Origin of the sequence: Burkholderia sp. DN3021, assembly GCF_049805555.1 — a bacterium.
Classification (GTDB): domain Bacteria; phylum Pseudomonadota; class Gammaproteobacteria; order Burkholderiales; family Burkholderiaceae; genus Burkholderia; species Burkholderia pyrrocinia_C.
This window is the reverse complement of record NZ_JBNCAB010000008.1, coordinates 94,404-107,566: the sequence shown is the minus strand read 5'-3', so window position 1 is coordinate 107,566 and position 13,163 is coordinate 94,404. Positions and strand designations below refer to the sequence as shown.

11 protein-coding genes are annotated in these 13,163 nt (G+C 69.0%); 5 read left to right on the top strand and 6 right to left on the bottom strand.

What is annotated here, in order from left to right:
* Positions 1-11 precede the first annotated feature (11 nt).
* Positions 12-791: a helix-turn-helix transcriptional regulator gene (locus ACPUER_RS07095; RefSeq protein ID WP_310142742.1), complete on the top strand. Its 780-nt coding sequence runs from the start codon at positions 12-14 to the stop codon at positions 789-791.
* 461 nt (positions 792-1,252) lie between these two features.
* Here ACPUER_RS07095 and pcaG read toward each other — a convergent pair whose 3' ends face one another.
* The 3 genes from pcaG to ACPUER_RS07080 all read right to left on the bottom strand — a co-directional run bounded on the left by pcaG (position 1,253) and on the right by ACPUER_RS07080 (position 3,398).
* The gene (gene pcaG / locus ACPUER_RS07090; protein WP_175958930.1) at positions 1,253-1,846 is read right to left on the bottom strand and encodes a protocatechuate 3,4-dioxygenase subunit alpha; all 594 of its coding nucleotides are present in this window, start codon (positions 1,844-1,846) and stop codon (positions 1,253-1,255) included.
* 3 nt (positions 1,847-1,849) lie between these two features.
* Positions 1,850-2,557: a protocatechuate 3,4-dioxygenase subunit beta gene (gene pcaH, locus ACPUER_RS07085; protein ID WP_425130723.1), complete on the bottom strand. Its 708-nt coding sequence runs from the start codon at positions 2,555-2,557 to the stop codon at positions 1,850-1,852.
* A 277-nt stretch (positions 2,558-2,834) separates the two neighbouring features.
* Positions 2,835-3,398 carry a YiiX/YebB-like N1pC/P60 family cysteine hydrolase gene (locus ACPUER_RS07080; RefSeq protein WP_425130722.1) on the bottom strand — a complete coding sequence of 188 codons (564 nt, stop codon included), beginning with the start codon at positions 3,396-3,398 and terminating at the stop codon, positions 2,835-2,837.
* Between the two features lie 120 nt (positions 3,399-3,518).
* Between ACPUER_RS07080 and ACPUER_RS07075 the strand changes: the two genes are divergently transcribed.
* The 4 genes from ACPUER_RS07075 to ACPUER_RS07060 all read left to right on the top strand — a co-directional run bounded on the left by ACPUER_RS07075 (position 3,519) and on the right by ACPUER_RS07060 (position 6,177).
* A complete protein-coding gene (locus ACPUER_RS07075) occupies positions 3,519-4,256 on the top strand; it encodes a helix-turn-helix domain-containing protein (protein ID WP_175958933.1) in 738 nt (245 codons plus the stop codon).
* Positions 4,257-4,333: 77 nt separating this feature from the next.
* A complete protein-coding gene (gene pcaQ / locus ACPUER_RS07070) occupies positions 4,334-5,320 on the top strand; it encodes a pca operon transcription factor PcaQ (RefSeq protein WP_425130721.1) in 987 nt (328 codons plus the stop codon).
* A gap of 127 nt (positions 5,321-5,447) precedes the next feature.
* Positions 5,448-5,807: a type II toxin-antitoxin system RelE/ParE family toxin gene (locus ACPUER_RS07065; protein WP_425130720.1), complete on the top strand. Its 360-nt coding sequence runs from the start codon at positions 5,448-5,450 to the stop codon at positions 5,805-5,807.
* A gap of 73 nt (positions 5,808-5,880) precedes the next feature.
* On the top strand, positions 5,881-6,177 hold the full coding sequence (locus ACPUER_RS07060; RefSeq protein ID WP_175958935.1) for an XRE family transcriptional regulator: 297 nt from the start codon (positions 5,881-5,883) through the stop codon (positions 6,175-6,177).
* 138 nt (positions 6,178-6,315) lie between these two features.
* Here the strand turns inward: ACPUER_RS07060 and ACPUER_RS07055 are convergent, their stop codons facing one another.
* From ACPUER_RS07055 to ACPUER_RS07045, 3 genes are all read right to left on the bottom strand, one after another.
* Entirely contained in the window at positions 6,316-7,590 is a 1,275-nt protein-coding gene (locus ACPUER_RS07055) for an APC family permease (RefSeq protein ID WP_425130719.1), read from the bottom strand.
* A gap of 135 nt (positions 7,591-7,725) precedes the next feature.
* Positions 7,726-12,180: a DEAD/DEAH box helicase gene (locus tag ACPUER_RS07050; protein WP_425130718.1), complete on the bottom strand. Its 4,455-nt coding sequence runs from the start codon at positions 12,178-12,180 to the stop codon at positions 7,726-7,728.
* Between the two features lie 219 nt (positions 12,181-12,399).
* Positions 12,400-12,924: a metal-dependent hydrolase gene (locus ACPUER_RS07045; protein ID WP_175958938.1), complete on the bottom strand. Its 525-nt coding sequence runs from the start codon at positions 12,922-12,924 to the stop codon at positions 12,400-12,402.
* Between the last annotated feature and the right edge of the window lie 239 nt (positions 12,925-13,163).

Genomic DNA, 13,163 nt, shown 5'->3' with positions numbered 1-13,163 from the left:
GAATTCGGGCCGTGAGAAATACGCTGCTAGATCCCTACGAACACATTCCCCGGAGCGTGGTCGTGACCGCCAACGACTATGCGGCGGGCACGACGTTTCCGGAACACGCGCACGGGCGCGGGCAATTCGCGTTCGCGTCGCGCGGCACGATCAGCGTGTCGACGCCGCACGGCCGCTGGCTGGTGCCGCCGCAGCGCGCGTGCTGGGTGCCGGCCGGCGTGCGGCACGAAATGACGATGACCGGGCCGGTCACGATGCTCAACACGTTCGTGTCCGGCGACGCCGCGCGGGAAGCGGGCCTGCCCGGGCAGTGCGGCGTGTATGGCGTGTCCGCGCTGCTGCGGCAGCTGATCGACGATGCGATCGACCTGCCGGCCATGTACGACGTCGACGGCCGTGCGGGCAAGCTGATGGCGCTGCTGGTCGCGGAAATCGCGACGATGCCGCGCCTGTCGCTGCATGCGCCGCTGCCGGCCGACGCGCGGCTCGCGAAGGTGTGCCGGCACCTGTTCGCGTCGCCGTCGATCGCGGCCGATCTCGACCGGGTGGCCGCCGACGCGGGCGTGAGCCGGCGCACGTTCACGCGGCAGTTCCGCGCGCAGACGGGCGTGAGTTTTGCGGCATGGCGTCAGCAGGTGTGCATGCTCGCGGCGATTTCCCGCCTGAGCGCCGGGCAGCCGGTGACGCGCGTCGCGCTCGATCTTGGATATGCGAGCGCGAGCGCGTTCACGTCGGCGTTTCGCCGCATTCTGGGCGACACGCCGAGCCGGTATCTGGAGATTCGGCGCTAGACTGCGACCGACGCGCACCACGCCCGTGCGCCGCGGTCGCAGCCGCAAAAAAATACGCGCCTGCCCGATCCGGTCAGACGCGTTTAAAGGCACTCGGTCAGAAAAAAATGCGCGCACAGCGAATGGGGCGGTGTCGCGCATCGTTTGCGGGATTATTGCCTTGTCCGATTCAATCCTGTCGGCGCGTAGCGGATACCGAAGAATACGCCGCATAACGCGCAAACGATATCCTGTCGGCCCGACGATTGATGTGCTGTCGCAGCATGCGTTTCAATCGCGCGTTCGATGTAGGGGCAGAAGTCCCGACCAATGGACATCGGCAACCGCAGGCCGGCGCGCTGCGGCGCAGCGTCGAATGATTGCGACGGCACACGAAAAACGCCGCGTGGCGCGATGCCGGTCGGTATCGCGCCACGCGGCGGTGCGTCTGCATCCGGAACCGGCCGGCGCCGGCGCGTGCGTCAAACGTCGAAAAACACCGTCTCGTCCGGCCCCTGCATGCGGATGTCGAAGCGGTAGACGATCGGGCGGCCCGGCTGCGCGTCGCGTTTCGCGACGAGCGTCGCGCGGCGTTCGGCCGGCACCTCGCTCAGCACGGGGTCGGCCGCGTTCGCCGCGGCTTCGTCGTCGAAGTACACGCGCGTGAACGCATGGGAGAGGATCCCGCGCATCATCACGGTCACGTTGACGTGCGGCGCTTCGTCGGCGGCGATGCGGCCCGGCTTCACCGTCTCGACGACGAAGCGGTGCTGCGCATCGGTGCCCGTGCCGACTCGCGCGAAACCGGTGAAGCCGGATTTCGCGATGTCGTCGCGCGATGCGGGGTAGCGGCCCGCGCCGTCCACCTGCGTGAATTCGAGCACCGCGTCGCTGACGACGTTGCCGTCGCCGTCGAACACCTGGCCGACCAGCAGCACGTGCTCGCCGTCGGCGTGCGTCGCGGCGATCGTCGGCGTGAACAGGCTCTTCAGGTCGTAGTCGTATTGCTGCGGGCACAGGCCGTATGCGAAGTACGGGCCGACCGTCTGCGAAGGGGTTTGCTTCAGCGTCGTCATGGTTCAGCGCTCCATCGGGGTAGCGTCGCGGCCGCGCAGCACGATGTCGAATTCGTAGCCGAGCGCATAGCCTTCTTCGGTGATGTCCATCGAGAAGCGCGAGATCAGGCGATCGCGCGCGGCCTCGGGCGTGCCCTGGAAGATCGGGTCGTACGCGAGCAGCGGGTCGCCGGGGAAGTACATCTGCGTGACGAGACGCGAGCCGAAGTAATCGCCGAACAGCGAGAAGTGGATGTGATTCGGGCGCCACGCGTTCGGATGGTTGCCCCACGGATACGCGCCGGGCTTGATCGTCAGGAAGCGGTAGCGGCCTTCGTTGTCGGTCAGGCAGCGGCCCGCGCCGAGAAAGTTCGGGTCGAGCGGCGCGTCGTGCTGGTCGACCTTGTGCACGTAGCGGCCGGCCGCGTTCGCCTGCCACACCTCGACGAGCGTGTTGCGCACGGGCTTGCCGCCTTCGTCGAGCACGTGGCCCGTGACGACCATGCGCTCGCCGAGCGGCTCGCCGTTCTTCACGGCGTTCTTCGTCAGGTCGTGGTCGAGCGCGCCGAGATCTTCGGCGCCGTAGACGGGCGCGTACTGGTCGCGCAGCTTGTCCTTCAGCGGGATCAGCGGGCGGGTCGGGCCGCGTTTCACGGACGAGCGGTACTCGGGGTGGACATAGGCCGGATGCGACGGCCAGTCGCGCGGCGTGAGGATCGTGGGGGAATCCATCGGGCGTCTCCTGATAGGTATTTCGCGAAGTGGATGGCAGGACTTTAGCCAATCCGGAAAGTTATGCAAAATGACCTTTTTTCGCGAAACGCATAACCGTTCGTTATGTCAGTCGAGCCAATGAAAAATCCGCCGGACAGGATGCCTGTCCGGCGGATGAAAGCGATCGGGCTTCGCGTCGTCGGTGACGACCCCGTGCACGGCCCTCCAGCCAGCCCGTCGCTATTTTTTGTCTTTTGTTCTTGTTGTTATCCGGCCTCCCCGAGCCTGCCCGTCGTTATTGGCGGCCGGGATCGAACACGATCCCGTCGAATTCGAGCGACAGCGTGCCGCTGCGCAGCAGTGCGGCCGGCGTCGCGGCCCGGTCGGCGCCGAGCACATCGCTCACATACTGCGCGCAGAACCCGCGCCGCACCCGCAGGTTGAAGCGGTTGCCGAGCAATGCGTCGATCCGCTGTTCGGCCGTCGCGTGCAACCGGCGCTGCTCGTCGGCGGTCGATGCCGCGACGCGGCGCGCCAGCGCGATGCGTCCGCCGTCGGCATGGGCGACGAAGCGCGACAGCGGCGTGAGCTTCGTCCACGCAAACGCGGGCTCGGCGATCACGGGTTCGTCGCCCGACGTATCGACGACGATGCCGAAACGATTGGCCCATGCGCCCGTCGTGCCTGCCGCGTTGCGCGGCGAGCCGGCCGGCACACGGATGAACACGAGATCGCCGACATGCGCGCCGGCGGCCAGCGTGCGGACGGTGGCGAGCGGCATCGTGCGATCCGTGTCGCGTGCATCGCGCGGTGCGGTGTGCTGCGGTTCGTAAGCGGCGGTTTCGGTTCGGGTGGCCATTTCGGCTCCGTCGTTGCGTGACAGGACGGAGCGGATTATGCAGACAAGTATCCAAAAGTGTTCGTCTGCATGCGCAGGTAGCCTAATATCCGACCTTGAGCATCGTTTTTCGATACCAAAATGACCGAAACCGCCCAACTCATCGAAACGCTGAAGCGCCAGTTGAAGGCGCAGGGAATGACCTACCGCGACGTCGCGCGTGCGCTCGACGTTTCCGAGACGAGCGTGAAGCGGCTGTTCGCGAGCGGCCGCTTCACGCTGGAGCGCGTCGCGGAGATCGCGCAGTTGCTCGGCTATACGCTGGCCGAGCTCGTGCAGGAGGCATCGGCGTCGGCGCCGAGGCTGCACGTGCTGACCGAGCAGCAGGAGGCGCTGCTCGTGTCGGACGAGAAGCTGCTGCTCGTCGCCGTCTGCGCGATCAACTACTGGACCGTGCAGGACATCGTGACGGCCTATCGCGTGACGAAGGCCGAGTGCGTGAAATACCTGTTGATGCTCGACCGGATGAACGTCGTCGCGCTGCTGCCGGGCGACCGGATTCGCGTGCGCGTCGCGCGCGATTTCGACTGGCTGCCGGGCGGGCCGATCCGCCGGTATTTCCATGCGCACGCGCTCGGCGATTTCCTCGACAGCCGCTTCGACGGCGCGGGCGAGACGATGACGTTCTCGCAAGGGATGCTGACGGAAGCGGCCGCCGCGGAACTCGAACTGGAATTGCGCCGGCTGCGCAGCAAGGCGGCCGCGCTGCATGCGGAATCGTCGTCCGCACCGCTCGGGCAGAAGCACGGGACGGGCTTGCTGATCGCGAAGCGGGTCTGGGAGCCGACTGGTTTCCACGCGCTGCGGCGTAGCGCATGACGTTTCACCGAATGCTTGGGCTTATCCGGAAAGTTATGCAAAATGGCATTTCATCGTCATTCGCATAACCACCCGTTATGAATAACCGTATCGCCGACGGCCGCGTCAAGTTTCGGCACCTGCAGTGCTTTCTCGCGGTCGCGCAGCTGGGCGGCGTGCAGAAGGCGGCCGAAAGCCTGTCGATCACGCAGCCGGCCGTGTCGAAGACGATCGCCGAACTGGAGGCGATCCTCGGCGTGAAGCTGTTCGAGCGCGGCCGGCAGGGCGCGCAGCCGACCCGCGAAGCGCAGTTGTTCATGCCGCACGCGAATGCGTGCGTGCTGGCGCTGCGGCAGGGCGTCGGGCTGCTCGCGCGCGAGGGCGGGGCCGCCGCCGCGACGCTGGAAATCGGCATGCTGCCGACTGTGGCGGCATCGCTCGCGCCCGCGTTGATGAAGGCGCTGGCCGCGCGCTGGCCGCGCGTCGTCGTGCGGATCGCGACGGCCGCGAACGCCGATCTGCTCGAGCGCCTGAAGTCCGGTGCGATCGAATGCGCGATCGGGCGACTGTCGGAGCCGGAGCGGATGATCGGGCTCGCGTTCGAGCAGTTGTACAACGAGCCGCTCGTCGCGGTCGTGCGCGCCGGGCACCCGCTGCTGTCGAGCGCGGCGCCGGCCACCGAGCTCGCGCGCTATCCGGTCGTGCTGCCGCCGTACGGCACGCTGATCCGGCAGTCCGCCGAGCAACTGCTCGGCGCATGCGGCGCGCCGCCGCTGGATTCGTTCATCGAGGTGCTGTCGGTATCGGTCGCGCGCGCGCTGGCGCTCGAGAACGACGCGGTGTGGTTCGTGCCGCTCTATGCGGCCGAATACGATCTGTCGGCCGGTGCGCTGGCGCGCCTGCCGCTGCCGTCCGCGGGTACCGACGAGCCGGTCGGGCTCATTCTGCGCACCGATGCGCAGCCGTCGCCGGTCGCACGGACGCTGATCGATGCCGTGCGCGACATCGCGCGGTCGCGGTTCGGCGACAAGCGCCCGCACCGGACGCCGCGCGCCGCACGCAAGCCGGTTCGCGGCGATCGCTGATCCTTCGGGCCGCGCGACAAGCCCGGCTCAATCCCTTTCCCCGCTTCCGGATCGGCCATCCGGCCAGTAGCCGCCCTCGTGGTGCTTGGCATATCGTATCGTTTTTGGTACGATCGGTGACAAGACGATGCCGAGACAGCAGATCCAGGTCACGCTCGGCGTGCGGTTCTTTCGCACGGCCCGAGGCAACGAGCCGGTGCGCGAATGGCTCAAGGCGCTCGGGCAAGTGGAGCGAAGGGTGATCGGCGAAGAGATCAAAACCGTTCAATTCGGCTGGCCGCTCGGCATGCCGCTGGTTCGGAAGATGGCGAAGGATCTCTGGGAGATCAGGATCGTGCTGCCCACGCGCAGCGCTCGCATCCTGTTCACGGTTGTCGGCGACACGATGGTCCTGCTGCACGGGTTCATCAAGAAGTCGCCGGCCACGCCGCCGGACGATCTCGACGTTACCGTCGCGCGCCTGAAAGCGCTGACGCACGCCATCTGAATTTCCCGGTTGCGCCGCAACCCACCGTCTCCGACGGTCAGGCAGCCGGCAACGCCATGCACTGGAGTACGACATGACGACCACGAACAACCCGCATATCGGCAGCGACTTCGATGCCTTCCTCGAAGAGGACGGCAATCTCGAAGCGGCCACCGCCACCGCGATCAAGCGCGTGATCGCGTGGCAGATCGGGCAGGAAATGAAGGCGCAGCACATCACGAAAACCGCGATGGCCGCGCGGATGAAAACCAGCCGTGCCGCGCTCAACCGGCTGCTCGACGAAACCGACACGAGCCTCACGCTGGCGACGCTCGCGAGCGCGGCCGCCGCACTCGGCAAACGGCTCAGCTTCGAGCTGGTGCCGGCCTGACCGGCGTGACGAAACGGCGGGTCGGTTTGCGGCGGCCGTTCGCGTGATGTGCGCAGCGAATCGGCCGGTGATCCGGCCTGCGATTCACCGGCGCGTCGCTGTGAGCGGGCAGGCGTCAGCCCATGCGCATACGGCGGGTCAATTGCGCGGCCCGGTCACCTGCAGATAAAGCAGCGCGCCGCCCGCGAGCAGCAGCGGGCACAGCAAATACCAGCCCGTCGTCAGGAACAGCCCCGCAACCGCAACCAGCGAAATCCACGCGCAGCGGTAAGCGATGCCGCCGCGCGGCAGCAACTTCAGCGCGGCGGCCGCACCGAGCCCATACACCATCACGAAACACCCGGACGTCACGAGCACGAGCGGTTTCGCCCCGACGTCCGAGATCGTCGTCGCGGCCAGCGCGACGGCCGCGAGCACGGCGATCACGCCGAGGCTGCGGCGCGGGACGCCGCCGACCTGGCTGCCTTGCGCGAGCCACGCGGGCAATGCGCCGTCGCGCCCGAGTGCCGCGCCGAGCTTGGCCGCGCCCGCGAAATACGCGTTCATCGTGCCGAGCGTGAGCAGCAGCGCGGCCGCGGCCGCGAGCACCTGTGCGTGACCGCCGATGCCGCCCGCGATCAGTTCGGCGAGCGGTGCACCCGATGCGCCTGCAGACGGCCCGAGCACCGTCACGCTCGCGGCGGCGACCGACAGATACAGGAACCCGACGACCACGACCGCGATGCCGGCCGAGCGCGGCATGTCGTGCGCGGGCCGGCGGAATTCGGCCGCGAGATGCGTGATCGCCTCCCAGCCGGCGAAACTCCACACGAGCAGCGCGGCAGCCTGGCCGACCGCGAGCCAGCCGTGCGGCGCGAACGGCTGCAGGTTCGCGGTGCGCGCATGCGGCGCGGACGCCAGCACCGCGGCGAGCAGCAGCGCGACGAGCAGCGCCGACAGCACGAGCTGCATGCGGCCCGATACGGTGACGCCGAATGCATTCGCGGCCGACACGGCTGCGATCAGCGCGGCAGCCGTGACGATGACCGTCGTGTGCCCGCCGCCCATGACGGCCGCGACGTACGCGCCGCCGAACATCGCGGCGGCCGGTGCGCCGGCCGGCACCGCGAAATAGAAGCACCAGCCGACGATTGCCGCCGCCTTCGGCCCGAATGCGCGCCGTGCGTAGGTCGACACACCGCCCGCGTCGGGATAACGTGCGCCGAGTGCGGCGAAGGTGGCCGCGAGCGGCCCGGACAGCACGACGAGCGCAGCCCACGCAAGCAGCGACGCCGGGCCGGCGACCTCGGCGGCCAGCGCTGGCAACGCGATCACGCCGGTGCCGAGCACCGCGCCGATATACAGTGCGGCACCCTGGAAAATGGTCAGCGAGCCCGCGTGATGAGCGGCGGGCGAGTCGGCATGCGCAGGCATGAGCGGCAGTCTCCGAAAGTCTTGTTGTGTGTGGGCGCGGGAGCCCGCGCGGTCAATCGCGCGATGCTACTCGAACGCTGGCGACAGCGCGGCCCGGCGATCAGTAGTCGGTGCTGCGCCGTCTGTCAGGCGATGTCAGCAGTGGCGCGCGAGCCGCAGGCGCGCATCCTCGCGCGCAGCGGGCGACAGTTCGGGCGCGTAGTGGAATGAACCCGACACGAGCGATGCGACGGGCACGCCGTCGCGGAACAGCACGCGATTGCCGGCCAGCGCCGGCACCTTGTCGCCGGGCAGCAGCGTGCCTGCGAGATTCAACGGGTCGGCGCCCGTCACGCATATGTACTGCCCGTCACCGGGTTGCCGCCGCAGTTCGCGCAGAATCGGAATCGCCTCGGGCAGCGCGAACTGCTCGCCCGCGAGCCCGGCGACGAAACGTCCGCCGCGAACCTCGCCGCGCGCTTCGAGGCGCTGCAGCACGCGCACGAGTTCGCGCCAGCTCGGCAGCCAATCGGCCTCGCGTTCGAGCAGCCGCCAGAACACGACGCCGTAGCGGCGCAGCAGCGTCCACGCGATGTGTTCGAGCGCGTCGGGATCGGTCGCGGCCGGGCCGCGTTTCGGCGTCGGCGCATCGTCCGGCGGCGCGAGACGCTGCACGAGCGCCCAGCGGCCCGCATCGTCCATCCCGCCTATCAGCGCACCGCCGCGCCGCGTGCGCGGCGCATAGGTCGCGCTGCGCTTGACGGCCGGCTTCAGCAGCGCGCGCAGGCCCGCGTAGCTGTCCGCATTCACGAGGCCGGCCGACACGAGCTCGCCGAGTGCCTGTTCGAGTTCGACGGGCAGCATGTGCAGGTCGTCGAGCAGCGCGTCGAAGAACATCGCGCCGTGTGCGGCGAGCGCGTCGCGTACCTGCGTGGCCCGCGCGGACAGCGCCGGTTGCGCGTCGGGGTCGCGCAGTGCCTGCCATGCGGCGAGGTGGCGGCGCGGCAGCAGCACGATCGGCGTCGTTTTCACGGGCGTGCCGGCCGTGCGCGCCGGCGCGCCGATGCGGGTCCACACGAGCTTGCCCGAGCGGCACAGCTCGTCGAGGCCGCCCGCCATGTAGTCGGTGAGCCGCGCGGGCAGCAGTGCGTCTTCCCACGCGCTTGCCGCGGCTTCGTAGCCTTCGAGTTGCTCGACCACGGCCGCGAGTGCGTCGCGGCCAGTGCCGCGCGTGTCCGGCGTCAGGTGTTGCCAATGGAACAGGAAGCGCATGAAGTCGGCACGCTCGACCGGTTCGATCTCGCGGCGCAGCCGCTTCACCGTATAGCGATGAATGCGCGCGAGCAGGTGGCGTTCGCACCATTCGTCCGTCGTCGCGCCCGGCGTGAACCGGCCGCGCATCACATAGCCTTCGCGCTCCAGCGCCGCGAGCGCCGTCGCGATCGACGCCGGCGGCAGGCCGAGCGGTGTCGCGATCGCGTCGAGCGCAAGCGGCCCGAAGCCGGTGAGCCGTGCACGGACCACGTCGACGAGTGCGGCATCGGCTTCCCACGGCTGCGCGCAGGCGGCCGGCACCTTGAGCGCCGGTGTCACGCGTGCGTCGGGATGCAGCGTGCGCAGGCACACGAGCCGTTCGATCGGCACCCACAGCGCGGCGCCGCCCGGCGCGACGAGTTTGGTTGCACGGCGGCGCTCCGCGAGTTCCGCGAGCCGGTCGGCCCAGCCTTCGTGTGCCTGTGCTTCGCTGTCGGCGATGCATGCGAGCGTGAGCAGCGCATCGTGCATTTCGTCGGCGTCGCGCACGAGCGGCCATGCTTCGTCGCGTACCGCATCGATCGCGTCGGCGTCGAGTGCGCCGAGATCGTCGGCCGATTCGGGATCGCTCCAGCGGCGCGACTGCACGGCCTGCGTGCGGCGCTCCTCGAGCGGCGCATCGTCGAGGAACGCGTAGGGTTTCGCGTTCAGGATCTCGGCCGCGAGCGGCGACGGCGCGGGCAGGTCGCGCGCGACGAGCTCGATCGCGCCGCTTTCGATCCGGCGCAACAGCGCGAGCCAGCCGTCGGTGTCCATCGCGTCGTGCAGGCAATCGTCGAGCGTCTGGTCGACGAGCGGGTGATGCGGTATCTCGCGTTCGCCGACGATGTTCTCGAGGCACGCGACCTGATCCGGGAACACGGTCGCGAGCAGATCCTCGCTCTTCATCCGCTGCAGTTGCGGCGCGGTGCGCCGGCCGCCCGTGAAGCGCGGCAGCGCGAGCGCGGTCGTCGCGTTCCAGCGCCAGCGCACGCCGAACATCGGCGCGTCGAGCAGCGCCTGGACCAGCACGTGCTCGGCGCTGGCCGAACGCAGGTAGCGCCACACCTCGTCGAGCGCGAAGCTGTGCGCGAGCGACAGCGACAGGATGATCGCGTCGTCGGTCGCGGCGGCCTGCAGCTCGAAGTTGAAACTGCGGCAGAAGCGCTTGCGCAGCGCGAGCCCCCACGCGCGGTTGATGCGGCTGCCGAACGGCGAATGGATCACGAGCTGCGTGCCGCCCGATTCGTCGAAGAAACGCTCCATCACGAGCGTGTCCTGCGTCGGCAGCGCGCCGAGCGCGGCGCGCGTGCGGGCGAGGTAGTCGGCGATCTGGTGCGCGGCGTCGGGCGACAGGTGGAGATCGTCGACGAGCCAGCGCAACGCCGGCGCGAGGCGGCTTTCGGCGGGGGCGATCACGGTGCCTGTTTCGGTTTCCGCGTTGGCTTTCGCGTTGCTCGCGGCTTTACCGCCCGCGCGTTTGCGCTCGCCGGCGTCCGCTTGCCGGTCGCCGTCGGCGAACAGCCCGTCGAGCCGTGCACGCAGCCGGCCGACCGCCGCCGACAGCTCGTCGCTGCGCCCCGGCGCCTCGCCGAGCCAGAACGGAATGTTCGGCGACTGGCCCTGCGCGTCCTCGACGCGCACGCGGCCCGTTTCCACGCGAATGATCCGGTACGACTGGTTGCCCAGCTGGAACACGTCGCCGGCCAGGCTCTCGATCGCGAAATCCTCGTTGACGGTGCCGACCTGGATGCCCTGCGGTTCGAGCAGCACCGCGTAGTCGGCCATGTCGGGGATCGTGCCGCCCGAGGTAGTCGCGGTCATCATCGCGTTGCGGCGCCCGCGCACCGTGCCGCCGACCACGTCGCGATGCAGGTATGCGCCGCGCACGCCGCGGCGGCTCGTGAAGCCTTCGGCGAGCATCTTCATCACTTCGTCGAAGCGTTCGCGCGTCAGCCGCGCATACGGCGCCGCGCGCGTGAAGCTCGCATACAGCGCGTCCTCCTGCCATTCCGCGCACGCGACTTCGGCGACGATCTGCTGCGCGAGCACGTCGAGCGGCGCTTCGGGAATTCGCAATGCGTCGAGTTCGCCGCGCTGCACGCAATCGAGCAGCGCCGCGCATTCGACGAGTTCGTCGCGCGACAGCGGGAACAGCCGGCCCTTCGGCACGCCGCCGACGTGGTGCCCCGAGCGGCCGACGCGCTGCAGGAACGGTGCGATGCCGCGCGGCGAGCCGACCTGGCAGACGAGATCGACATCGCCGATGTCGATGCCGAGTTCGAGCGATGCGGTGGCGACGAGCAGCTTCAGTTCGCCGCGCTTCAGGCGCTGCTCGGCATCGAAGCGGTGCTCCTTCGCGAGACTGCCGTGATGCGCGGCGATCGCTTCCTTGCCGAGCCGGTCGGCGAGATGGCGCGCCATGCGCTCGGCGGTGCGCCGCGTGTTGACGAACACCAGCGTCGTGCGATGTGCGGCCGCGAGCCCTGCGATCCGGTCGTATACCTGTTCCCACACGTCGGTCGCCATCACGGGTTCGAGCGGCACGTTCGGCAGTTCGAGCGCGAGGTCGCGCTCGCGCGTGTGGCCGGTGTCGACGATCGTGCAGTCGCGCGGCGCATCGGCCGGGCCGCCGACCAGGAAGCGCGCGACCGCGTCGATCGGCTTTTGCGTCGCCGACAGCCCGATGCGCGGCAGCGCATGGCCGGCCAGCGCATCGAGACGTTCGAGCGACAGCGCGAGATGGCTGCCGCGCTTGGACGATGCGAGCGCGTGGATTTCGTCGACGATGACCGAGCGCACGTTCGACAGCATCTGCCGCCCCGACGTGGACGACAGCAGTACGTACAGCGACTCGGGCGTCGTGACGAGGATGTGCGGCGCGCGCTTGCGCAGCGCGGCGCGTTCGGCCTGCGTTGTGTCGCCGGTGCGCACGGCGGTGCGGATCGCCGGCACCGGCAGGCCGAGTTGCGCGAGCGATTCCGCGATGCCGGCGAGCGGCGCGTCGAGGTTCACGTGGATGTCGTTTGACAGCGCCTTCAGCGGCGACACGTAGACGACGAGTGTCGCATCGGGAAGCGTGCCGTCGTGCGACAACGCATCGCGTACCAGATCGTCGAGCGCGCACAGGAACGCGGTGAGCGTCTTGCCGGAGCCGGTCGGCGCGGCGACGAGCGTCGAGCGGCCGGCCTTGATATGCGGCCATGCGAGCGCCTGCGCGCCGGTCGGCGCGGCGAACGTGCGCCGGAACCACGCGGCGACGGCCGGGTGGAACACGTCGAGCGCACTGGCGGCAGGGCGGGTAGCGGTGACGTCCATCGGAGCGTTGAAATGGGGTGCGAGCGCGCGGACGGATCGCGCGCGAATCGAATCGCCAGTGTGCCAGACGTCGCGCGTGCGTGCCGGGCATCGCGTGCCGCTCGGGCTAGCGTGCCGACGATTCGGATCGAGATGGGGGCCTGCGCCGCACTTTCAATGGACGTAAAGTTGCGTGTGTGCCGGCACGCCGATATCGCGCCGAAGCGACACTTCAAGCGACTACATGCGATGCAGCCAGCCGAGCCAGTGTTCGAGCAGCGGTGCGCGCGTCCACAGCGATTGCGCAAGCCACAGCGTGCCGCCCCATGCGGCGGCCACCACGATCAGGTCGCAATGTCCGCTGTTCCACAGGTTGAGCGAATGGCGCCGCCAGATCCACGGCACGCCGAGCGGGTTCGGCCAGTCGGCGAGCAGGTGCATCACGCCGCCACACGCGAAGCCGAACAGCGGCGCGGCCCACAGCGGATGCGGATGATGGGTGAGCCCGTGCCACCCGAGCGCGAGCAGCGCGATCCAGCCGATGCCCCAGTGCGTGACGGTGCGGTGCGTGATCCACAGCCGCCGCTTGCGGGTCCACCATGCGACTTCGAGCCAGTCGGGCGCGGTGCCGCCCGCGACGCCCATGGCGAACGCGGCGAGCATGCCCGCGTGCCACGGGCCCGTTGTGCCGGTCTGCGCGACGAGGACGGCGGCGACGACGCCGGCCGCGAAGCCGGACGCATGATGCGCATTGTGTGATGCCATAGGGAATGAGACGAAGAAACGTGAAGCGGCGCGTGAACGAAAGAAAATGATGCGGCGAAAGCGGGGCGCTATCTTCTCAGATCGGGCTGGGCAACGGGCGGCTCGTCCGCGAATTTTTTTGTATGCATGTGTTGCATGCAGCGCAGTTCGCAACTTTCCGTTTTGTGCATTGCGTGATGACGCGTACCGCATGCAATTCCGACCGGTTCGTATGCATGCTGCTGCGCTGCCGCGTGACC

Bases quoted from the DNA above. Each gene is read 5' to 3' on its own strand.
- ACPUER_RS07055 (WP_425130719.1), bottom strand. From the start codon at position 7,590: ATGCCTGCGCATGCCGACTCGCCCGCCGCTCATCACGCGGGCTCGCTG.
- ACPUER_RS07075 (WP_175958933.1), top strand. From the start codon at position 3,519: ATGACCGAAACCGCCCAACTCATCGAAACGCTGAAGCGCCAGTTGAAG.
- pcaG (WP_175958930.1), bottom strand. From the start codon at position 1,846: ATGACGACGCTGAAGCAAACCCCTTCGCAGACGGTCGGCCCGTACTTC.
- ACPUER_RS07045 (WP_175958938.1), bottom strand. From the start codon at position 12,924: ATGGCATCACACAATGCGCATCATGCGTCCGGCTTCGCGGCCGGCGTC.
- ACPUER_RS07050 (WP_425130718.1), bottom strand. From the start codon at position 12,180: ATGGACGTCACCGCTACCCGCCCTGCCGCCAGTGCGCTCGACGTGTTC.
- ACPUER_RS07065 (WP_425130720.1), top strand. From the start codon at position 5,448: ATGCCGAGACAGCAGATCCAGGTCACGCTCGGCGTGCGGTTCTTTCGC.
- pcaH (WP_425130723.1), bottom strand. From the start codon at position 2,557: ATGGATTCCCCCACGATCCTCACGCCGCGCGACTGGCCGTCGCATCCG.
- ACPUER_RS07080 (WP_425130722.1), bottom strand. From the start codon at position 3,398: ATGGCCACCCGAACCGAAACCGCCGCTTACGAACCGCAGCACACCGCA.
- pcaQ (WP_425130721.1), top strand. From the start codon at position 4,334: ATGAATAACCGTATCGCCGACGGCCGCGTCAAGTTTCGGCACCTGCAG.
- ACPUER_RS07060 (WP_175958935.1), top strand. From the start codon at position 5,881: ATGACGACCACGAACAACCCGCATATCGGCAGCGACTTCGATGCCTTC.